Genomic DNA, 22463 nt, shown 5'->3' on the forward strand with positions numbered 1-22463 from the left:
AAAAAATTCATAAGGATATGAATAAAAACCTACTCGTCTTAACTGTCATTTTATTATTATTTCATCAATCAATCATCGCACAAGACAAACCCGAAGTATCTATTGATGGGGCTTTGCGTTTCAATTATAATTATTCTAATTGGAAAGAAGGGCAACAAAAAAGAGGTGGAGACTTTGGTTATGATGTTTTTAGAATTAACCCAACGGCAGCTTATAAAGGAATTACATTAAATGCAGAATTTAGATGGTATTCTGACGCATTTGGCGGAGCTATGCTTAAGCAAGGTTGGATGGGTTATAAATTTTCTGAAAGTGATGAAATTCAACTTGGTTTAACTCAAGTGCCCTTCGGTAACAAAGGATACAACTCTCATAACTGGTTTTTTAGTATCAACTATTACGTTGGTTTAGAAGATGATCATGATATGGGTGTAAAATATATTCATGATAATGATAAATGGGATATTGCTGTTGCCTTTTTTAAGAATGCTGAAGAATTACAATTTGGAAGTAGTACAGATGTATCAAATAGCCGTTATGGATACGATATTGGATCTATTGATGAAAGTGGTGATGGTACATTACAATATCGAAATAAAGAAGTGAATCAACTAAATGCACGGGTTATCAGAAAGTTTGGTGATAAAGTCAAACATCAATTAGGCGTTTCTGGTATGTTTGGTGGTCTATACAACTTAGACACTGAAGATATGGGTAATCATTATGCCGGAGCATTACATTACGATGTAGATTATAAACGTTGGAATCTTAAAGCACAATTATCTTATTATAAAAAATCTCCAAATGCACCAGATGGAGAGAGAACAGATGTTGTTGCCATGACAGCATATGGAGCACCTTATTTAGTTGCTGCAGAAGGAGCGACTTATACATTAGGCGTAAGTTATGACCAACCTGTAGAATGGGGACCTATTTCTAGTTTACTCTTTTATAATGATTTTGGTATGCTTGATAAAACCGAAGAAGAGTTTTATGATTCTTATCAAAATGTAACAGGTTGTATGATTTCAGCAGGTATGGTTTACATCTATATGGATGCCGCTTTTGGTAAAGATCAACCTTGGTTAGGACCTGTGTGGAATGATGCACTTGCTTACGGAACTATGGATGCAGAATGGTTTATGAGATTTAATATCAATTTTGGCTTCTACTTCTAGAAACTCAATCTCTGTAGTAGAACATTTGATAAAAAAATACACAAAAAAAAAGAGTTAGAAGATACTTCTAACTCTTTTTCATAACCCAAAAACTAACTATTACTCTTAATCTTTATATTTTTAATTCAGTGTAATACTGAATGTTTTTCCTAACTTATATATTACTTAACGCTATTTTTTGCATCTAGTTTCGTATATATTGTGAACGAGATATAATGTAATTAATCAAATATTAATACACTCAAAACTATCTTTTATGGATGGTTCTTAAAGTGATAATATAGTTGATGCTATACATTTTTGGACTAGTAATTTTTAAAATTAAAGGTGTCTTAGTGTAACTACCTTTAGATATCGTTTTCTAAATAATGTTAAAAAGGTGATGGTGGTCACCTTTTGTGTGATTTATAAAGAACACTTTGCGTTTCAATTTAAACCTAACGAAATAATTAAAATGAAAATTTTTATTTACTCTTTGTTACTATTAGTAACTATTTTCTCATGTAATAAAGAAACAGTTGAAACTAACGGTAGTTCAATTCCATTACAAACCTTTAAAGGTATTAAAGCTGGATCTTTAAGATGTAACGTAACTGTTGAATATGGAGATCAACAACAAGTTTTGATTGATGCTGATCAAGATATTTTAAACGCTTTATCATTAGATATTACAGATGATGCTTCTGCTGTTTGGGAAATCAAATTAGCAGAAAACGTAGCAAATGATTTCTATAATAATCCATTAGAAATCAATATTAAAACTCCTGATTTTCAAAGCTGTGATATTAGTGGTGATGTTACAGTGAAATTAGTAGATCTTTTATCTTCTACAGGTGATCTTGACCTTGATATTGAAGGGAATAGTTCTTTAGAAGCAGAGAAAATTACTCGTTATACAAATGAAATTGAAATTTCCGTAAAAAATAGTGGTAGTGTAGTATTCGATGAATGGACAGTTATTAAAGATCTTGATATTGAAGCGTCTGGAGCTACTACATTGGAACTAAAAGGTGTTGCTAAAGAATATGATGCAGAAGTAACAGAGTCTGGTAATGTTAGTTCGGAAGAATTAGTTACAGAAAATGCTGATATAAATGCTTCTGGGGCATCACATATTAAAGTAAATTGTACGAAAGTATTGAATGCAACTGCATCTGGAAGTGGCGTTATTGAATATGTACAAAACCTTACTGTTACAGTTAACGAAGATGTTTCTGGTGGAGCATCAGTTAGACCTATTTCTAACTAAGGAATATACTTAAATCAAAAAGCCTAAGTAAGTAGATTTTAACTCTATTTACTTAGGCTTTTTTTATATTTTACATATAACTTTTTCTATCACTATCTTCATCTGGATAATTCTCTAAAGAATTAATTACAGGAGGCTCGTCTTCAAAAACATCTACACTCAGCCCATCTTCATGAGATAAACTAATTTTAAGTTGATTGTCGTTTTCAAAAGAAATTATCATTTCATCATTAGCATAAAAATCTTCTTTTATTTTAGTCAGTTTTACCTCCGTAATTTTTTCATTAATTACATCTGCCCAAATATCCATTTTTATTACTCTAAAACTTTTGATATCAATTTTACCTTGAAATTGCTCAAGTAGTTTTTTTCGTTCTTCAATAATATCAAAAATTACAATCTTGATACCATCACTTTCTTCTCCTGCCGTAAAAGTAAGACGAGATTTATCTTCAAAACGTAATTCTAACCAATCAAGACATTGGTATTCCTCATCCTCGTTGGTATTATTACTCCATACGTGATAAACTACATCATTAATTACTGCTCCCTTAAGAGAGAGTAATGTTTCAATTTCTTCTTGCTTAAATTTCTGAATTTCCATAGCTATAAATTAAAAAGCTCCCATCTAAAGTAAAGATACTAGATGAGAGCTTTTTTATATGTTTTTAATCTATTAATAAAAGTCTACAGTAACATTTGGCATGCTACTTTTAAATGCATTTACCTTTTTAATAGATAATTTTGTCTTGTAACACTTCAATGTTTTTAAATTAGACAACCCAATTAATGGCTTTAAATTGTTTACACTCGTGTTGTAACATTCAAAAGCGATAAGATTTTTCATGTTTGCACAGTACGATATGTTTTTCACTTTAACTATACCAGATACTTTTAACCTTTCAAGGTTAGTTAAGCTATTTAAGGCATCTAGTTTGGTAACCAATGTGTTCGATATATTGAGAGATGTTAAACCATTTAACGAGGCTAAAGGTGTAATATCTGATACCGGTGTATTATCACAAGAGAAACTAACTAGTGATGACATTTGACTTACAGCAGAAATTGTATTGATTCTAGAAAACGAGATATCTAGTTTCTTTAACTTATAAAGCACGGTTAGTGGTGATAAATCACGTATTGATTTATGGTTACTTAAGTCAATTTCTGTAATTGTGTTTATTTGATGTAATTCAAATTTAGTAGGTATATCACCTTTAACTTGAGCATCAAAAATAGATTTCCAATCACTATTAAGTCCATTCCACCAAGCCGTTAATTTATCAGTTCTAAAGATAATAAGTGCGTTAGACTTTCTAGAGAATTGAATTATACCAGCTTCACTACACTTTGTATGGTCTGCTTCTATTGTTTTAATAGAAGTAATGCTTTGTAAAGGAGTGATAGAACTAACTAAAGAATTAGAAATATCTATTTTAGTAAGCGTTGTAGAGGTACTTAATGCAGAAAGGTCTGACACTTTTGTTCCATTTAAATCTACTTTTCTTAGTGCTTTTAAAACACCAAGAACATCAATATTAGAAACGTTTGTTCCTTGCACATTTAAAGTTGACAAATTAGGGCAGTTTTTAAGAGGTTCTAAAGTTGTGATCCCAGTATTTGCTGCATTCAGTCTTTCCAAGTTAACTAAGAAACTTAGAGGCTCTAGGGTTTGTATACCGTTAGAAGTATGAATATCAACCTGCTTAATATTTGCAATCTGTTGTAATTGTTCTTTGTCTGGTGATCCAGATAGTTTAGCTTCTGCAAGTAAAATATCTTTCCATTGTTGAGAAAGTCCTTCCCACCAAGTCTGTAATTGTTCAGAACCGTAAATTACCAATGTTGATGGCTTTTTACGCATGAATGATTGTGCAATACTTGTATTAATTCCAGTATTATCGCAATAAACTCTTTCTAGGTTTTCTAGTTTGGCTAAAGCTGATAATTTATTGATTTGAGTATTGTCTGCAGAAAGTGTTTTAAGGCTAACTGTAGTGGATAATGGAGAAAGGTCGTCGATCGAAGTATTATCAATTGTAAGTTGTTCCAATTCACCTAATCCCATTAAGGCATCTAAAGAACTAATTTTAGTATTTGATAAATCTAGAGAACGTAATTTCTTCGCATTATTAAGAGCATCTATTGCCTCAATTTGGGTATCATTAGCCCATATAACTTTTAAATTACTTAATCCATCTAAAGACGTAATATCACTAACAGTAGTATTAAAACAATACAACTCTTCTAATTCAGAAAAGTTTTCAAGAATGCTTATGTCTTCAATTTGGGTATCGTTAATCATTAACATCTGCATATTAGTACAATATAACAGAGGAGCTAAAGAATTAATACCAGTCATCTCACAACGTAAAACTTGAAGATTCGTCAATGTACGTATAGGAGAGAGGTCGTTAACACCAGTGCCAGAAATATTTAAATCTTCTAGATTACGTAATTTACTTAGCGGACTCAAGTCTACAACTTCAGGGTTAAGTGATACGTCTAGCTCAGTACTTTTTAAGAAGCCTTCAATATGTTTATAAATACTTTCATCTAAAGCAATTGTACTATCATTTTTAGTAATCATTACAGAATCAATAATTGATAAAACCTCATTCATAGGTATATCATTCTTTAATGTAATGTTATTACTAGCAATATTTCTCCAAGTATCATCAAGTTTATTCCACCATAAAGCCATATCTTCTTTCTGACTTAATTTTGTGGTATAAATAGATGCAATTTTTAATTCTTGTAACTCTTGATTGAGGTTAATTTCAACATAACGTTCCATAGAATTTTCAATAGTATCACCCATTACAGTAATTCCATTTAATTTTCTTGTCATGGTTACTGTAAAGTACAACTGACCATCGTTCGTGACGTTGTGAGCAATATTTTCGATGATAAACTCAAAATTAGCTTCCTTAAAGAAGAAATCTACATCTTTAAGGTAGGCTTGAATATCTTTATTAGAAACTACCTGACGGTTTGGATCTAAATCATCTTCAATTTGTGTTTTGTCGGACTGGAATACTTTTAAGTAAGTATTGTTAATCATTATACCCTTTTCTTGATTGGTATAATCATCTCCAGCAATATCATTCAGCATACCTTCAAAATACATGACTAAATCTTTTGAGTCTTCTTTGTATTCCTGAAGTTTTTCTGCTGGTAATTCATTTTCTTCGTTTTGAGCAATAACAGTTGATGTTAGCCCTAAATAAAGAATTGAAATAAGTGTATATAGATACAAATTGCGCATCTTGATATATTTTAATCTAGTTTGAATCAATTTTATAGTAGGCAAAGATAACGACTATTTTTTGTGTAGCACGTATCTTCGCATGGTTTCAATATCTTCTGGTTTTAAAGGCATTAGTGAGGAGATAAGCCATCCAGAATTATAAGAATCCCTTTCAAATTTTTCTACAGTGAAGTACCAATTTTCAATTTGGAAAATATGAAATCTAACATTTGTAACGGTTACAAATTTTAAATCTTCTGTTTTTAATAAATAGAAAAGGATACTTATATAATCTATTTCATGCCCTTTATAAGCATAATCTTCAATTTCATCTTTGTCGCCAAAAGCTCTATGTAAATTCATAAAGTCAATTTCGTGGCTCATAGGGTGGAGGAAGTTCTTTTTAGGATTGTTATTCTCAAATAAGCCTTGTAACTGTTTTGAATAAACATCAGAAATAGACCATTTGTAGCCTAAACTATCCTGTTCCAATTGCATATATAAGGTAACATCTGTGTTTTTTCCTTTATATAGAAACCTCGTAGATACTTCTGCAAAATAGCCCCCTTGGTGCTTTTCTATATATTGGGGAGTTTTTTTATCAGTAATCTCGTCAATAAAATTCTTTTTCATTTGCTTAGAGATATTAGTATTCTCGCCATCAAAAAGAATTTCTAGATATTTTTTACGGTAATTATTTTCCCGGTATTTGTAAGAGCCTGTTGAGTAGGGTTGACCATTACGATCTTCTTCGTTATTAAAACGCTTGATAAATTGTGTAAACTGTTTGGTTTCTGCATACAGTTTAGATTCATCTCCTTTATAATTGCCTATTGTTTGTTGTGCTTGCGAAAGTGAGATTCCACAACAAAAAATTAACAGCGTAAATACTATTTTCTTCATCAAATAATAAATAAAGCTTGATTGATATGTTTATCATAAAGAGATAATAACATACCAATCAAGCTTTTATGTGTTATATAAATTAACCTTTTTTCGTTTCAGAAACTCTGATATCACCTAAAAGGACATCCCAGAAACCAATTTCTCTACCACCAATTTGTGTTGTTTTGCGTTCAACATAAATAGTGATATCCTTTTTGGTAACATCTTTATATACTAAACCGTCTTCTGTTACACCTGTAAATTTTTGATAAACAGTGATTACACCAACGTATCTACCATCAGGTTGTTTTTCTAAATCAGAAATGTACTGAATATCAAACCAATCTATATTTACAGATTTGTAGTTTAATTTATTTAATCTCTCTAAATACTTACGGATACCGAAGTATTTAATTTGTTTTTTACCTAATGTTGAAACACCCATTTGAGCATCTTCAACAAAAAGCTCTAAAGCTCTTTCAATAACTCTATTTGCTTCAGAAAATGATGTTTCTTTATCACCAATTTTACTGATATATTTACTTAAATCATGTACTTTTTCTAAAGCCAAAGAGTCTATTGCTGCTTTTCTTGCAGGAGGCATTGGAGGCTCCTCTTTTGTAGTATCTTGAGCAAATACTTGAAGACCAATCAAGCACAAGAATAAAACACTTAAATATTTTGCTGTTTTCATTATATCAATAATTTTCAGTTACTGTTAATCCTGTAATTCGTCCTTTTTTATCTAACCCCCAAATATTTTCAGGATCAATAATTATCATATTTTCACCCATTTTACTTATTCTAAAAAAGTATTTTCGGGGTTTGTATTCATTACTTTCTATAGTAGGATTGATATAATCAACCTCTATTTTAGCAGAATTAGTAAAGAATGTAGAAGCGTAATCAATTAATCTTCCCACCTCAACAGGAGGTGTTTTTCTATCAGATAAAGCTTTAATAAGGCCATTAAGTTTTAATGCCAAATCTTCTTTTTCTGTTTGTGCGTAAGTTCCAATTTGACTACCAAATGATAAAAAGAAAGTAAAAAGAACGAAGAGTTTATAGGATTTCATTAATTATCTTTTCTTAAGAATTAGTTCAGTAATCTTACCGTTACTATCTTTTTTAAATTCTTTAATTTGATCAGGATTACGTTTTACATCCTTTAAATAATCAAGGTATTTTTGAGCAGTTGTAGGCTTGTCATAATCAACAATATCACCGTCATTATATACTTCAATTAAAACAGGAACATCAGGAGAAGCAAATAAAGCTAATGCTTCTGTAATCATAAGGTTAGCTTCTTGAGAAGAGCCAGACCCTGTGATATTATCTAATAAATAATAGATGTCTCTTTTTTGAGCTTCTTGTACTTTTTCTTGTTCTGCTGTTTCCTTTGCCTTTTGTTCAGCAGCTAATTTAGCTTCTAAAGCTTGACGTTGTGTAGCAAGATTAGTTTCAGCTTTTGCCACTAAATCTTGAACTTCAGCATCCGATAAATTGTAAGATTTAATCTCGTTTAATCTTGCCTCATCTGCAGATAATTCTTCTAAAGAAGTATATTCTTTCCCTACCATAGCTTGTAGGTCTGCCTGAGCTTTTTGAGTTTTTGCTAGTAATTCTTGTTGAGCTTGTTCAGCAGCTAATTTCTTTTGGCTTTTACAACCAGTGAAAGTAACTGACATCACTAAAGCCATTAGCAAGACTGTAAAAATTGATGATTTGTTCATTTTTGACGTTTAAATATATCCAATTAAAATTTTTTTCAATTTATGGTATATTCATCAAAAAAAAATGATTCTTGCAGAGAAGATGGTATTATTACGACTCATTTACAAAAAAATAAGATTATGTCGATAATAGTACTTTATTTCTTTCTACAAGAATCAAATTATGGTTGGTGTATTAAGCGAGTGCTTTTATAACGTCCTTTTCAATTTTATCTGGAGTAGTAGTCGGTGCGAACCTTTCAATAGGATTGCCATCTTTACCAATCAAAAACTTAGTAAAGTTCCATTTGATACCATTAAAAAATGTACCAGGTAATGCATCTTTTAAATATTTAAATATAGGGTGTGCATTACTACCATTTACATCAACTTTCTGAAAAAGAGGGAAAGTGACACCAAAATTTAATTCGCAAGAAGATGCCATTTCTTCATTACTTAATGGTTCTTGGTTAGCAAACTGATTACATGGAAAACCTAAAATTACAAACCCTTTATCTTTATATTTTATGTATAATTCTTCAAGCCCTTTAAATTGAGGAGTTAATCCGCATTGTGTTGCTGTATTAACTACTAAAATTACTTTGCCTTCAAAATCATCCATTGATAATTCGTTACCTGCAGAAGTTAGTGCAGAGTAAGAGTAGAATTGTGCGCTCATTGTATAATTAACTTAATATTATGTTTTAAAATTTTATATCAAATATGACAACATAAAAGTGAATAATCAATCATTTAATAATTTTAATATTATTCTTAATGTGTATCAACTATTTAATATACAATCTAAACGTTTTTTCGCTTGAGTTTGTTTAAGCATCTTTCTAAAAAAAAATTGATTTATTAAATTCGTACTATAGAATTACTAATTCAATAAAAATTTAAGTAGATTAGATGTATATAACTCATATAAACTGCTTTTAAGCATAAGTTATTAAGTATTTATTATGACAATACAAGAACTTCAAGAACGCTATCATTTTAATAGAGAAACTCCAATAGTAATAGGGGATAGATGTAAAATATTTTTTGGTAAACTTGATGAAGATGAAGTTATTATAATTTCTGATTTATCTCCTCGAATAATTGAAAAGGAACCAGTAGACTCTTTTGAAGTTGGAACGACTTTTTCTTTTGAAGGAACCTCAGATAATGCAGATTCTTATGTTTACGGGTCTTCTCAATACACTATTAGAATGTTAGAAAATTATTCTGATGATGTACAGAATAAGGTTAAAGAGATAATGGTAGAAGTAGATGAAGATAAATTGAAGCAACTCGAAAAGGAGTTATTGTACGTGCTTCGTTTACCGGAATTAGATAGAACACAAAAGCTTCTTGATATTAAGAGTTTATATAGTCAGGGGCTATATGATGAAACTTTTAAAGCAATTGCTTACGATTATGCAGATGATTTACTTTTAGATGGAGATATGCTCTATCTTTTAGGTGATATGTGTGAAAAAGGGATGGGGACATTCCAAAACAAAGAGCAAGCAAGACAATTTTTTGCGCGTGCTGCTGAAGTAGGTATTACTAATGCAACCAAAAGGGTTGAAATGATAGATGCCGAAACAATAGATAATCAGCAAGTAGTTGAAGAGAAAAATGAAGAGGTTGTCAAAACATCTCGTTTAAAAAGAAAATCCGGTCCGGTAGGAAACAAAAAACGAGGCTTATCAAAAAAGAATCAATTAAGGTATTCTATAATAGCCTCTTTATTCTTTGTTTTAGGCTTGTTTGTTTCTTCGCTATTCTCATCATTTACATCTAGTAATGATGACGAACCAATAGAAGTTGTTACTACTCCAACTGGTACAGATGTAGAAACTGAAACACCTCAGGAAGCAGAAAATGAAGTAGCTTTTAAGAATGTAGAAGTTGATGTTCTTTCACAAATGGGACAGCTTAAGAATTATACTGAAGCTATAAAGCGTTTGAAAGAAGGAATTACATTAATAGAACAGACACAAAGAACAATGACGTTAACGGCTAAGCAGAGTGCAAGACTTGAGCAACTTAACGGTTACATAATGGGGCAAATATCTGCCTTGAATGATAATAAAAAGGATTTGTTCTGGACAAAACATTCATGTGTATCTGGAGAAACAGTAATTAGTATTGCTAACCATTATCATGTGCCAGAGAAGAATGTTTTAGATGATAAAGGAAAAGTGCTAAATATGGATAGGATTCTAAAAAATACAGAGATTGTAAAAATTGGAATTCCAGCTTTGTTCTTTAATCATAAAGTATTACCAGGAGAAAGCATTGGTACTATTTCTAATAAATATGATATTCAACCTGCTGACATCAGAAAGCTAAACGAATTATCATCAGATATTTTACAACCAGGACAAGATTTACGAGTTTATATTAGATCATAATTATAAACTATCGCACATAAAAAAAGCATCTTAGATTAAATTCTAAGATGCTTTTTTTATGGTAATTACCCTAATTTATATTGCGTGTCTTGCATCAAAGTTTGATACAAAAACAGATTTTCTACTCGAAATTTTAATCGTTTCGTACATGCTTGATAATTTAGAACAAAGTATTTCAGAACCTTCAACTAAAGGTAAACGAACCCCTTTGCCACAAATACCAGCAATTTCTAATGCAGCTTTTACTCCAACAGGGTTTCCTTCTTCAAATAATGCATCTGTAAAATCTAATAATTCAGACATTTGCATAGTAGCTGCTTTAATATCACCATTAAGAGCATTTGTTACAGTACTTCCAAATTCTTGAGGAACAGCATTTCCTAATACAGAAATAACACCATTACCACCAATAGAAATAATTGGAACTGTTAGAGCGTCATCGCCAGAGATATATAAAAAGTCGTCTGGAGTATGGCTAATAACTCTCATTGCTTGTGTTAAATCTCCACCTGCATCTTTAACACCAAAAATATTTTTGTGACCTGATAATGTTACAATAGTATCAACAGACATATTTACTGCAGTTCTACTAGGAACATTGTAAAGTAAAATTGGTAGAGGAGAAGCGTCTGCGATTGCACTATAATGAGCAATTAATCCTTTTTGAGAAGGTTTAACATAATAAGGACATACAGATAGAATTGCATCAACTCCACTAAGGTCCCATGTAGTTAATTGTTCTATAACTTCAGCAGTATTATTACTACCAGCTCCAAACATAATTGGCCTTTTTGTTGGATTATTTTCTTGGACAAACTTTAAAACTTGACGTTTTTCATTTTTTGTAAGCGTAGCACTTTCGGCAGTTGTACCATTTACAACCCAATAATCAACATCCTTAGTATGTTGTAGTAACCTCTTAAGTGCAGGGAAATCTATTGTACCTTCTGATGTGAATGGTGTAACTAGTGCTATGCCTTGTCCAATAAACGCTTCCATTTCTATATATTTATATGTTTGTGTTTTTCTACTTATTTCTAACAATACAAAAATAAGTAGAACGATTTCTATCACAAATTTACAATAAAAAGAAAACCTTTTCGTAACAAGTTGTTATATTTATAACTTGAATTAATAATAAACGTAAATATATGATCACAATTGCAGAAGCTGTAGAAGAAATTGTACGTAAATCTCCTTTCCTGGAAGAGGCTATTGTAGACGGAATAGTTAATTATACAGGTTTAGCAAGGCAAATAATGCCAGAGGTTGAAGATAAATTAATGAAAGACGTTCAAATTGGTGGTGTAGTAATGGCCATTCAACGCTTACGTCCTAAATTATCAAAATTAGATATTGAACACGAAGTTTTAAATTACCTCAAGAAAATGGGGGAAATAATTGTACGTTCAGACTTGGTAGATTACACTTTTAAGAACTCTCCAACATTATTAGGAAAACAACAAGAGCTTTTAAAAGTTATACAAGGTGAAAAAGATGTTTTTCAAGCTTCGTCAAAAGGAGTTTATGAAACTAATTTGGTAACAAGTAAAAAAATGATGGATCAGTTGATTTCAATTTTTGCTGGTGAAGATATCATTAGTAAAAAAGAAAATCTAGCATCATTAACTATGCGTTTACCACAAGACAATACATCTGTTCCAGGTATCTATTATTATTTATTGAAAAAGATTGCTTGGGAGGGTATAAATATTGTAGAGGTAATTTCAACAACCAATGAGTTTACATTGATTTTAGCTAAGAAAGATGTAAATAGAACATTCGGATTATTACATAACCTAGTAAATGATTAACAATAGCTATGAAAAAATTAACTCCATTTGAAGAATGGGTAATTCTCAATAAAGGAACCGAACGACCTTTTACAGGCAAATACAATCGACATGATGAGCCAGGCACATATATATGTAAAAAATGCTCATCACCTTTATATAAGTCTGAAGATAAATTTGATTCAGGTTGTGGATGGCCAAGTTTTGACGATGAAGTTGAGGGTGCGATTAAAAAAGTGACTGATCAAGATGGACAAAGAACAGAAATAATTTGTAGTTCTTGTGATGCACATTTGGGTCATGTATTCCAAAATGAAAACTTAACACCAAAGAATGTTAGGCATTGTGTTAATTCTATTTCTCTTGATTTTGAAGGAATTAAAGCAGTAAGTCCGAAGGTTGCTATTTTTGCATCAGGATGTTTTTGGGGTACGCAATATTACTTTTTGAGAACAAAAGGAGTAATTTCTAGTACAGTTGGTTATATAGGAGGTACAAAAGAGCACCCTACTTATGAAGAAATTTGTACTGGAGAAACAGGTCATGCAGAGGCTGTAAAAGTTGTCTATGATTCTGATAGAATAGGTTACGATTATTTAGCAAAACTATTCTTTGAAACACATGACCCTACTCAAATAAATAAGCAAGGACCTGATATTGGAACACAATATAGATCTGAAATATTTTATTTTGATGATGAACAGAAGGAAAAAGCACAAGTTTTAATTGCTCAACTTAAGGCACAAGGGTTAGCTGTTGCAACTTCTTTAACTGATGCAGCTGACTTGCCTTTTTGGGAAGCAGAGGAGTATCATCAGGATTATTATGAGAAAACGGCAGGGAATCCATATTGCCATATTTATACAAAACGCTTTTAAAAGCAATGAGGCTACCTTTGATGAAAAGGTAGCCTCATTCTTTATTAATAAAGACTTAATCTTCTTTAGAATCTTCTCTATTTTTTAAATGCATTTTTTCAGCAGCACGAATTACATCAATTTCAGAAAGTGTACTTCCTTTTTCGCTACCATTATTAATGTGTTTTGGACTACCAACAATCTGTGAAGTGTAAATACTTGTGTGTCCTGAAAACATATAGGCAGTAATACAAGATACAGCAATAAAAACAGCAGCAGGAGCACCAAACAATTCAATTCCCATCATTGTACAAGCCATTGGTGTATTTGTAGCACCACTAAAAACACCAACAAATCCCATTCCAGCTAATAAAGCTACAGGTAAAGAAATGTATGTAGAAAGGTAACTTCCTAGCGTAGAACCAATGTAAAATAAAGGAGTTACTTCGCCACCTTTAAACCCTGCACCTAATGTAAAAGATGTTGTTAATGTCTTGACTAAGAAATCGTACCAATTCATTTGTGTACTAAATGATTCTACGATAGTAGGAACACCTAAACCAAAGTATTTCATGTCGTAAGATGAATAATCTAAACCATGATTATAATTGATAGCAACAATACCTAGTGCTAAAACAACACCACCAATCATTGGTCTGAATGGAGCATATTTAATTTTTGATTTAAATAAATTACCCCAAAAATGATTTGCTTTAGAAAATAGCATTCCTGTTAAGCCAAAAGCAATACCAGCAATAACACATAATGCTAAATTAGTTAATGTCATATCTGGGATAATTGGAATATCATAAACGGTGTGATGAATGCCAATCTCATGCCCTAAAGTATGTGTTGCATAATTAGCAACTATGGCAGTAAAAAAGCTAGGAAATATTGCCTCATATCTCATTCTACCAATAACATATACTTCTAACCCGAAGATTGCACCCGCAAGTGGAGTTCCAAAAACAGATGAAAAACCAGCGGCTATACCAGTAATAATTAATATCTTCCTATCGTATTTATCTAATTTAAAAATCTTGGTAAACTGATCCGCAATAGAACCACCCATTTGAACAGCCGTACCCTCTCGACCTGCTGACCCACCAAATAAGTGCGTTGCAATTGTAGCAATTGTTACAAGAGGAGCCATCTTTAAAGGGATTATTTTCTTAGGCCTTGTAATTTCATCAAGTAATTGATTGTTACCCTTAACAACGTCTTGACCGAAATAATAATAACTAGCACCAATTAGAAAACCACCAATAGGTAAAAGGAAGATAATCCATAAATGCATCTGACGCCAATCAGTTGCCCAACTTAGCCCTTTTAAGAATAGGGCAGAACCAATACCTGTTAAACCACCTACAAGAGTTCCAATTAAAACCCATTTGAGTATATAGAGAATTACAGGGAATTGCTCTGTTTTTTTTACCCAATTAGGTAAATCATCATTTGTATAACCTAGAAAAGCCATATATTTATTTTATAAAAAATTATTCTTGTCAATAAATCAATAATTGTTTAATATTGAACGAATTAAAAAGTTTTATCAGCTCAATTATTGATATTTATTATATAAAAACTGTGAGATTTCAATTTATATTAAAGCATTCTGTTAGAGACTTAAAAAAAAGTCTTGACAAAATTATTCCTTTTATACTATCTATTGTAGTAGGAGTTGCAAGTTTAGTTGCCATGACTACATTTTCAGAAAATGTTAATCAGGATCTAAATAAACAAGCAAAAGAACTTTTGGGTGCTGATCTTGAGTTAAGGTCATCACACGAACTTAAAGATAGTGTACTTCACCTCTTTTCAAATCAGCAATCTAATTTAGTAAAACAATTCAATTTTGCCTCAATGGCTTTTTCAAAATCTACAGAAAAAAGTAGATTAGTTGATTTAAGGGCCTTAGAGTTGGGTTATCCATATTATGGGAGTTTAGAAGTATATCCTAACTCTTCATGGAAAAAATGGCAAAATCAAGAGAGAATAGTATTTGTGGATAGTGTTGTTCTCTATCAATTAGAGGCGTCTATTGGAGATAGTTTAAGGTTTGGAGCAGCTAATTTTGAAATTGCAGGAACTATTAAAAAAGGGATTGGACAAAGTGCTGTAATGGCCGCTACAGTTCCTATTGTGTATTTTCCATTTAAATATTTAGATGAGACTAAACTGATTCAGAAAGGAAGCAGAGTAAATTATAGATATTTTTATGCTTTTAATGATACTTTAAATGTTCAACAATTAGTAGATAGCAATCAAGAAGTAATTGATGAAAAGGGGATAAGAGTAGCTACAATTGAAAATAATACGGCAAGAATTGGTCGCTTTTTTAATGATATTGATGCATTCTTAAAGTTGATCACTTTTATTTCACTCTTACTAGGTTGTATTGGTGTTAGCAGTGGTATTTTTATTTACATCAAAGGAAAACTTAAATCTGTTGCTATTTATAGATGTTTAGGAGCAACAACAGGCGAAACGTTTTTTATTTACTTTCTACAAGTACTTTTTCTCGGTCTTGTAGGTGGGATTTTAGGAGCATTTATTGGTACAGTTGCCCAATTGGCTTTTCCTGTTTTATTTTCGGATTTATTGATGGTCTCTATTAGTAATAATTTTTCTTTTACGGCTATATTTTTTGGTGTTTTTCTCAGCATTTTTGTCTCGGTATTATTTGGATGGTATCCATTGCTACAAGTTTTGGGAGTGGCACCAATATATGTTTTGAGATCAATTTCTTCGCTAGATATTAAATCAAATAAAATAATTAAAGCACTACTAATTATTTCAGTAAGTCTTTTTGTAATATTATTTTCTTATTGGCTTTTAGATGACTTTATAAAATCACTTTATTTCTTTCTATCAATATTTTGTGTGATAATTGTTTTAGCCTTGCTATCAATTTTATTAATTAAAATAATAAAGGGAATCGATTTAACTGGTTATAGCTTTAGTTTAAAATATGGTATATCTCAATTATTCAGGCCAAATAATCAAACCTTATTATTGGGCGTTACAATTGGTCTTGGTGTTTTTCTTATTATCTGTTTAGTATCAATTCGCTCAATTTTGATTGAAAAAGTTACAGACGTTGGGGGAGAGGGTGATGCAAATTTAGTATTATATGATGTCCAAAAATCTCAAGTATTGTCTTTAACAGGCTTACTACAAAAAGAAAATATCGAAATAGAGCAAAACGCACCAATTGTAACGATGTCTTTAAAAACGGTGAATGGTAATACGAAAAAGCAGGTTATGCAAGATTCGACTATACTGTTAAAAAGATATGTATTTGATAGAGAATATAGAGTAACATATAGATCATCTTTAAAAGAAAATGAAAAGACTGTTGAAGGCGAATGGGTAGGAAATTCGTCTATTAATGAGATGATACCTATATCAGTATCAGAAAACTATCTTAAATCTTCTGGCTTAGCTTATGGAGATACAGTTCTATTTAATGTACAAGGCTTTGATTTAATAACAAAAATTGCTCATGTAAGAGCAGTTGACTTTGCTAGAATGGAAGCAAATTTTGTTGTATTATTTCCTGCTGGAGTTTTAGAAGCTGCACCAAGTTTTCATGTGTTTGCAATTAAGGTGAAGGGGAAAGACAATATAGCAGCAATACAAAATAAAGTTGTCGCTAAATACCCTAATGTTTCAAGTATAGATTTAAGCTTAATTTTTGCCTCTTTAAATGATATCTTAGATCAGGTGTCTTTTGTATTTAAATGGCTTGGTGGAATATGTATTTTTACTGGTTTCCTTGTATTATGGAGTTCAATGTCTATAGGTAAATATCAGCGAAAAAAAGAAGCTGGAGTTTTAAGAGCATTGGGTGCAAAAAGAAAACATCTAGTAAGAATAACTTTTATAGAATATTTCTCTATCGGTACACTATCAACACTCACAGGTCTACTTTTAGGCTGGTTAGGCTCTTGGGCACTTGCCTATTTTGTATTTGATATCCCCTTCTTTATTGCAATTAAAGAAAGTTTTGTATTATCTATAATAATTATAGGTATGACGGTAAGTATTGGCGTACTCTTTATGAGGTCACTCTCTAAAGTACCAGCTATTAATGTATTAAAAGAAGACTAACTATTTTGTAATAGTTAAGGTGTCAATATTGTTATGTAATTGAATTGCTCCAAGTTTAGATTCGTTGTTTTTTTTCACTTTATCCTTAGCTGACATGAAGTGATGGGCTCCAACACAAAAAAATAACCCGATAAAAAAGAAAAGTAATTTTGCTTTCATCTATTATGTTAATTATTAGCGGAATGTTTGTACACGATTAATGTTGTAGCGCAATTTATGTTTTTTTATCAAAAATTTAAATTTTCAAACATCGAATACGAAAAAACCTCTTTTAAAATGTATTAAATACATGTAAAAGAGGTTTTTAAGTGATCAAAGTCACTATTTATTTTTCAGAATTACGTCTTTTTATCTCAGTTGATACGAGTGTTAATTCTCTACTAGCTTGTCCGGCAACAGATGTATTTTCTTCAGCTCTTCTAAATAAATATGGTAAAGCTTCTTTTACAGGGCCGTAAGGAAGATACTTAGCAACATTATAACCTGCTTTTGATAAGTTGAATGATATGTGATCACTCATTCCGAAAAGCTGAGCAAAAAAGAAATTTACATTATTATCTGCAACTCCATATTTATTCATTAATTCGACGAGTAATTTATTGCTTTTTTCATTGTGTGAACCTGCACATAGTGCAAAACCAGTATTGTTTTCCAGAATAAATGAAATGGCAGCATTATAATCTCTATCTGTAGCTTCTTTTGTAACTTGGATAGGGTTAGGGTAGTTCATCTTTAGAGCTCTTTCCCCTTCTTTCTCCATATAAGCTCCTCTAACAAGCTTTACACCTAATATAAAACCTTCTTCTTGAGCTTTATCAAAATCACTTTTTAATTGTTCAAATTTGCTTTTTAAATACATTTGATACGTATTGTAAACAATAGCAGTTTCTCTATTGTACAAGCGCATCATATCGTAGGCTAATTGATCTACAGGGCCTTGAAGCCATGTTTCTTCCGCATCAATAAAAATTCTGACATTATGCTCATAAGCAGTTTTGCAGAGATTTTTAACTCTACTTACTACTTTACTCCATTGAAGTTCATCATCTCCACTAAGAATTTCACCAGCGTGAACTTTTTCAAGTAAATCGACAGCAGCAATACCTGTTAATTTAAAAACAGAAAAAGGAACATTTTCATCTTGGGCAGATTTTATGATTGTTTTAATGATTTCTGCTTCGGTTTTATCAAAGCTTTTATCATTTTGTGCACCTTCTACAGAATAATCTAATATTGAACCAATTCGATAGCTTCCTAATTTATTAATAGTTTCTGAGCTATCCTCAATATTTTCTCCACCACAAAACTGTTTAAACAGAGTCATTTTCACTACGGTTTTTATCGGTAACCTAAGTGTAAAAGCCATGTTTAAAAGAGAAGTGCCAAATTTCACAAGACCTGGAGAATGCATCATGGTAAACAATGCATAAGTTTGCTTTAGTTCTGCATTATTTCTCCATGCAAAAGCCGTTTGTGTGTTTTCGAAATTTACTGTAGATGTGTCCACCATAGTTTTACGTTTTAATTGCGTTCATAATATGATTAGTATATTTGATAATAATTTTTTTATCAAATGAAAAGTGTGTGTATGTTGGGAAAACAGTGTAAAGAACTCCCTTTTTGTTTGTATGATTATATTATGTGTATAATTGACACAAAAGTAATATTAGGAATTCATTTTTCTTAGTTTTTTAGACTAAAAAATGAAAAATTATAGGTTATTTTAGGTAAATAATTATTAATAGTAAAAACAGTATTATGACAAGTGAAATTTCAGCAATAATAAAGGAGAGAAGATCGTTTTATCCGCATGAATTTATTAAAGGAGAAATTCCGAAAAAAGATATAGATAGTATACTTGAGAATGCAAATTGGGCTCCTAACCATGGGATGACAGAACCTTGGAGGTTTTTTGTGTTTTCAGGTAAAGGTTTACAATCATCTCATGTGATTGCCATAATTATGCAAAGAGGTAATAATAAAAAGATTCCTGTGCTAGAAGAAGTAGAAGCAGTTGCTTGTGCAGTACAGAACATGGCACTTACAGTCACTGATTTAGGTTACGGTGCGTATTGGAGTACAGGTGGAATGGTAAAGTTTAAGGAGGCAAAAGAATTTTTTGGTTTGAGAGAAGAAGATCAACTTTTAGGACTCTTTTATATTGGTAAAGTGGTAACTACAAAAAAAGATAGTAAAAGGGGAGCTATTACTGATAAAGTAACTTGGGTGAATGAATGAAATTTTACTACATTTGTGCAACCAAATAAATTTACCTTCGTTATACCTGTTATAACTGAAAGTATGATAATTTGTTCATATGAACTCGATTAATTAAATTACTATGGGAAAAGCAGTAGAAATCACAGATGCTAACTTCGAAGAAGTAGTATTAAAATCAGATAAACCAGTATTAGTAGACTTTTGGGCGACTTGGTGTGGACCTTGTCTTATGATGGCGCCAGTTATCGATGAATTAGCAGTTGAATTAACAGATGCTGTTATCGGTAAATTAGACGTTGATGCAAACCCTCAATCTGCAGCTAAATTTGGTATCCGTTCTATTCCAACAATGTTGGTATTCAAAAACGGAGAAGCAGTTGACAAAATTATTGGAGCAGTAGCTAAAAATGAGTTAGAAGCTAAAGTTTCTGCTCAGTTATAGAAATCTGTAACATCACAAAAAAACACCCACCTTTTAAAAAAGTGGGTGTTTTTTTATGTGTTTAATTTTAATTAAACGTTGTAGGTAACTCGGAACATTCTTTTATTGAACCAGTAGACTGATATAGATTTGGTAAATTTCCATAACCTGGGTCTGTTGCAGGAATTGAGAAACCAGGATCAATTAAACCAAACATAAATGCAAATACACTTGCAGTAGAAATATAATATTTCCCTTGACTAGCATCCCATACAACAAAATTTGTTATTGAAGCATCTTTAGAAGTCGTTCCTAGGCCATAATCAGGATCAGGCTTAAAATCAGTACAACTAGCCGCGATACTATTAGCTTTTAAATTCTGTGTATAGGTTGAACCTGTATTGGCTACAATTGAATATTTATAATCGTCACTTTTATTTACCTCAGATAGATTAAGTGTTACATCGTAAACATAAGAATCTACTCCAGTAGCTGCAACTGTTGGTACAACTTGAGCAACTAAACGGAGTGTTTCCTTTTGATGATCAAAACTAAACTGGTAAGATTCAACACTTCCTGCACTACCTAGTTCAAATTCTTTATCTGTATAGAAATAGATAGGATTAGAATCTTGAAGAGAAGGGTCATCATCATCATCTTTACAAGAAAAACATAAGACAGTTAGTCCTATAAGTAAGGACAGTTTCCAAAGTACTTTCATAATACGTTAAGTAATGGGTTAAGTAATAGGTTTAAAATTATTATATAATAAATTAGTAATAACTTACGTAAGATCAAAGGTGTATAGTGTTAATGGAATGATTTTTTATAAAAAAAAGACCTCTTATTAGATTAATAATAAGAGGTCTTAATAAAAGTATATAGTAGAAATAATTATCCCATAGAGTGATATACATTTTGTACATCATCATCTTCTTCTAATTTTTCTAATAATTTATCAACATCTTCTTCCTCTTCAGGGGTAAGCTTTTTAGTAACCGTTGGTATTCTTTCTAAGCCAGAACTAATAATTTCTAATTTTTGTTCTTCTAATGCTTTTTGAAGAGAGCCAAAGCTTTGGAATTCACCATAAATCATGATATCATTTTCTTCTTCAAAAACTTCTTCAGCACCAAAATCAATTAATTCTAATTCTAGTTCCTCCACATCAAGATCACCTTTAGCAATCTTAAAATGACATTTATGATCGAACATAAATTCTACAGAACCAGAGGTACCTAAGCTACCACCTGTTTTAGTAAAGTAACTTCTAACAGCAGCAACAGTTCTATTGTTATTGTCTGTAGCAGTTTCTACTAATACAGCAATACCGTAAGGGCCGTAACCTTCAAATAATCTTTCTTCGTAATTAGATGTATCTTTATCAGTTGCTCTTTTTATAGCACGCTCGATGTTATCTTTCGGCATGTTCTCCGCTTTACAGTTTTGTAAAACTGCACGAAGTCTAGAGTTTGAATCTGGATCAGAAGAGCCACCTTCCTTAATCGCAATTACAATATCTTTACCAAGGCGCGTAAAAGCTTTAGCCATATGCGCCCATCTTTTCATTTTTCGCCCTTTTCTAAATTCAAATGCTCTTCCCATTTTCTCTAGTAAATTTTGTTATTTTATATGCAAAAATACATTTAAGTATTGCAAATCATAATTCTATACTGTGAATTACCTCTAATTTAAGGTAAAGATTACAGTTTTAAAAAATCGATAGAAATAATTATTCTCCTAATAATTGCTGTACAACCCTTGGGAAATAAAAATGTTCTAGTTTAAGTACTTTAGCGCCAACTTCTTCCGGAGAATCTGAAGGTAAAATAGGTGTAGATGCTTGTAAAATATATTGTCCTTCATCGTATTTACTATTACAATAATGAATAGTTATACCTGAGATAGCTTCCTTATTTTTCACAACAGCTTTGTGTACGTTACTTCCGTACATTCCTTTTCCGCCATATTTTGGCAATAGTGCAGGGTGTATATTGATTACTTTATCTGTGAAATGATCAAGTATATCGTTAGCTACTAATAATAAGAAACCTGCAAGAATTACATAGTCTACTTTTTCTTTAACTAAAAAGTCAAGAACAGTTCCATCATTAAAAGATGATTTAGGAAAATAATGTCCATCAACACCTAAATTGTTTGCTTTTTCTAAAACACCTGCATCTTTGTTATTAGATAATACAACGAAATCAACATTCTTATTTTCAGAAAAATGTTGGATTATCTTTAAAGCATTTGATCCTGTGCCTGAAGCAAAAATTGCAATCTTTGTCATATTCTTAGTTTAGTTTCCGTAAATATAACTGCATAATTTCATTAATCTTTATAATACCAAAAAAAGCATTGAACCTAATTAGATTCA

At 31.3% G+C, this 22463-nt stretch carries 21 protein-coding genes; 8 read left to right on the forward strand and 13 right to left on the reverse strand.

The features are described 5' to 3' along the window. Positions 1-17 precede the first annotated feature (17 nt). Positions 18-1178 (forward strand): hypothetical protein, encoded by a 1161-nt coding sequence (locus EI427_RS05890; protein ID WP_126612625.1) that lies wholly within the window; start codon positions 18-20, stop codon positions 1176-1178. Positions 1179-1632: 454 nt separating this feature from the next. Then, positions 1633-2427, forward strand: coding sequence for a GIN domain-containing protein (locus EI427_RS05895; protein WP_170178404.1), 795 nt, complete (start codon positions 1633-1635; stop codon positions 2425-2427). A 70-nt stretch (positions 2428-2497) separates the two neighbouring features. Here EI427_RS05895 and EI427_RS05900 read toward each other — a convergent pair whose 3' ends face one another. From EI427_RS05900 to EI427_RS05930, 7 genes are all read right to left on the reverse strand, one after another. Continuing rightward, a complete protein-coding gene (locus EI427_RS05900) occupies positions 2498-3031 on the reverse strand; it encodes a hypothetical protein (RefSeq protein WP_126612630.1) in 534 nt (177 codons plus the stop codon). 72 nt (positions 3032-3103) lie between these two features. Further along, positions 3104-5695: a leucine-rich repeat domain-containing protein gene (locus tag EI427_RS05905; RefSeq protein WP_126612632.1), complete on the reverse strand. Its 2592-nt coding sequence runs from the start codon at positions 5693-5695 to the stop codon at positions 3104-3106. Between the two features lie 54 nt (positions 5696-5749). Beyond that, positions 5750-6580, reverse strand: a complete 831-nt coding sequence (locus EI427_RS05910) for a hypothetical protein (RefSeq protein WP_126612634.1) — start codon at positions 6578-6580, stop codon at positions 5750-5752. A gap of 82 nt (positions 6581-6662) precedes the next feature. Continuing rightward, a complete protein-coding gene (locus tag EI427_RS05915; protein ID WP_126612636.1) occupies positions 6663-7256 on the reverse strand; it encodes a hypothetical protein in 594 nt (197 codons plus the stop codon). A 4-nt stretch (positions 7257-7260) separates the two neighbouring features. Then, positions 7261-7638, reverse strand: a complete 378-nt coding sequence (locus EI427_RS05920; RefSeq protein ID WP_126612638.1) for a hypothetical protein — start codon at positions 7636-7638, stop codon at positions 7261-7263. Between the two features lie 3 nt (positions 7639-7641). Next, positions 7642-8295: a hypothetical protein gene (locus EI427_RS05925; RefSeq protein ID WP_126612640.1), complete on the reverse strand. Its 654-nt coding sequence runs from the start codon at positions 8293-8295 to the stop codon at positions 7642-7644. Positions 8296-8470: 175 nt separating this feature from the next. Further along, positions 8471-8953: a glutathione peroxidase gene (locus EI427_RS05930; RefSeq protein ID WP_126612642.1), complete on the reverse strand. Its 483-nt coding sequence runs from the start codon at positions 8951-8953 to the stop codon at positions 8471-8473. A gap of 286 nt (positions 8954-9239) precedes the next feature. Between EI427_RS05930 and EI427_RS05935 the strand changes: the two genes are divergently transcribed. Further along, a complete protein-coding gene (locus EI427_RS05935; protein WP_126612644.1) occupies positions 9240-10679 on the forward strand; it encodes a LysM peptidoglycan-binding domain-containing protein in 1440 nt (479 codons plus the stop codon). A gap of 75 nt (positions 10680-10754) precedes the next feature. Here EI427_RS05935 and dapA read toward each other — a convergent pair whose 3' ends face one another. Then, positions 10755-11678, reverse strand: coding sequence for a 4-hydroxy-tetrahydrodipicolinate synthase (dapA, locus tag EI427_RS05940; protein WP_126612646.1), 924 nt, complete (start codon positions 11676-11678; stop codon positions 10755-10757). A gap of 152 nt (positions 11679-11830) precedes the next feature. Here dapA and EI427_RS05945 point away from each other — a divergent pair, with 152 nt between their 5' ends. Next, entirely contained in the window at positions 11831-12493 is a 663-nt protein-coding gene (locus EI427_RS05945; RefSeq protein WP_126612648.1) for an aspartate kinase, read from the forward strand. Positions 12494-12501: 8 nt separating this feature from the next. Continuing rightward, entirely contained in the window at positions 12502-13350 is an 849-nt protein-coding gene (locus EI427_RS05950; RefSeq protein WP_126612650.1) for a bifunctional methionine sulfoxide reductase B/A protein, read from the forward strand. 55 nt (positions 13351-13405) lie between these two features. Here the strand turns inward: EI427_RS05950 and EI427_RS05955 are convergent, their stop codons facing one another. Continuing rightward, positions 13406-14806 (reverse strand): voltage-gated chloride channel family protein, encoded by a 1401-nt coding sequence (locus tag EI427_RS05955; RefSeq protein ID WP_126612652.1) that lies wholly within the window; start codon positions 14804-14806, stop codon positions 13406-13408. A 110-nt stretch (positions 14807-14916) separates the two neighbouring features. On the opposite strand from EI427_RS05955, the gene EI427_RS05960 reads away from it, so the two are divergent. Beyond that, entirely contained in the window at positions 14917-17442 is a 2526-nt protein-coding gene (locus tag EI427_RS05960) for an ABC transporter permease (RefSeq protein WP_126612654.1), read from the forward strand. Between the two features lie 325 nt (positions 17443-17767). Here EI427_RS05960 and EI427_RS05965 read toward each other — a convergent pair whose 3' ends face one another. Beyond that, positions 17768-18952, reverse strand: a complete 1185-nt coding sequence (locus EI427_RS05965; protein ID WP_126612656.1) for a proline dehydrogenase family protein — start codon at positions 18950-18952, stop codon at positions 17768-17770. A 248-nt stretch (positions 18953-19200) separates the two neighbouring features. Between EI427_RS05965 and EI427_RS05970 the strand changes: the two genes are divergently transcribed. Both EI427_RS05970 and trxA read left to right on the forward strand, forming a co-directional pair. After that, positions 19201-19680 (forward strand): nitroreductase family protein, encoded by a 480-nt coding sequence (locus EI427_RS05970; protein WP_126612658.1) that lies wholly within the window; start codon positions 19201-19203, stop codon positions 19678-19680. A gap of 103 nt (positions 19681-19783) precedes the next feature. Further along, on the forward strand, positions 19784-20104 hold the full coding sequence (gene trxA, locus EI427_RS05975) for a thioredoxin (RefSeq protein ID WP_126612660.1): 321 nt from the start codon (positions 19784-19786) through the stop codon (positions 20102-20104). 67 nt (positions 20105-20171) lie between these two features. On the opposite strand, the gene EI427_RS05980 is transcribed toward trxA, so the two are convergent. From EI427_RS05980 to purN, 3 genes are all read right to left on the reverse strand, one after another. After that, positions 20172-20804, reverse strand: coding sequence for a hypothetical protein (locus tag EI427_RS05980; RefSeq protein WP_126612662.1), 633 nt, complete (start codon positions 20802-20804; stop codon positions 20172-20174). Positions 20805-20977: 173 nt separating this feature from the next. After that, the gene (locus EI427_RS05985; RefSeq protein ID WP_126612664.1) at positions 20978-21688 is read right to left on the reverse strand and encodes a YebC/PmpR family DNA-binding transcriptional regulator; all 711 of its coding nucleotides are present in this window, start codon (positions 21686-21688) and stop codon (positions 20978-20980) included. A 127-nt stretch (positions 21689-21815) separates the two neighbouring features. Further along, positions 21816-22376 (reverse strand): phosphoribosylglycinamide formyltransferase, encoded by a 561-nt coding sequence (purN, locus tag EI427_RS05990; RefSeq protein WP_126612666.1) that lies wholly within the window; start codon positions 22374-22376, stop codon positions 21816-21818. Between the last annotated feature and the right edge of the window lie 87 nt (positions 22377-22463).

It is taken from the genome of Flammeovirga pectinis (genome assembly GCF_003970675.1).
In the GTDB taxonomy this organism is placed as follows: Bacteria; Bacteroidota; Bacteroidia; order Cytophagales; family Flammeovirgaceae; genus Flammeovirga; species Flammeovirga pectinis.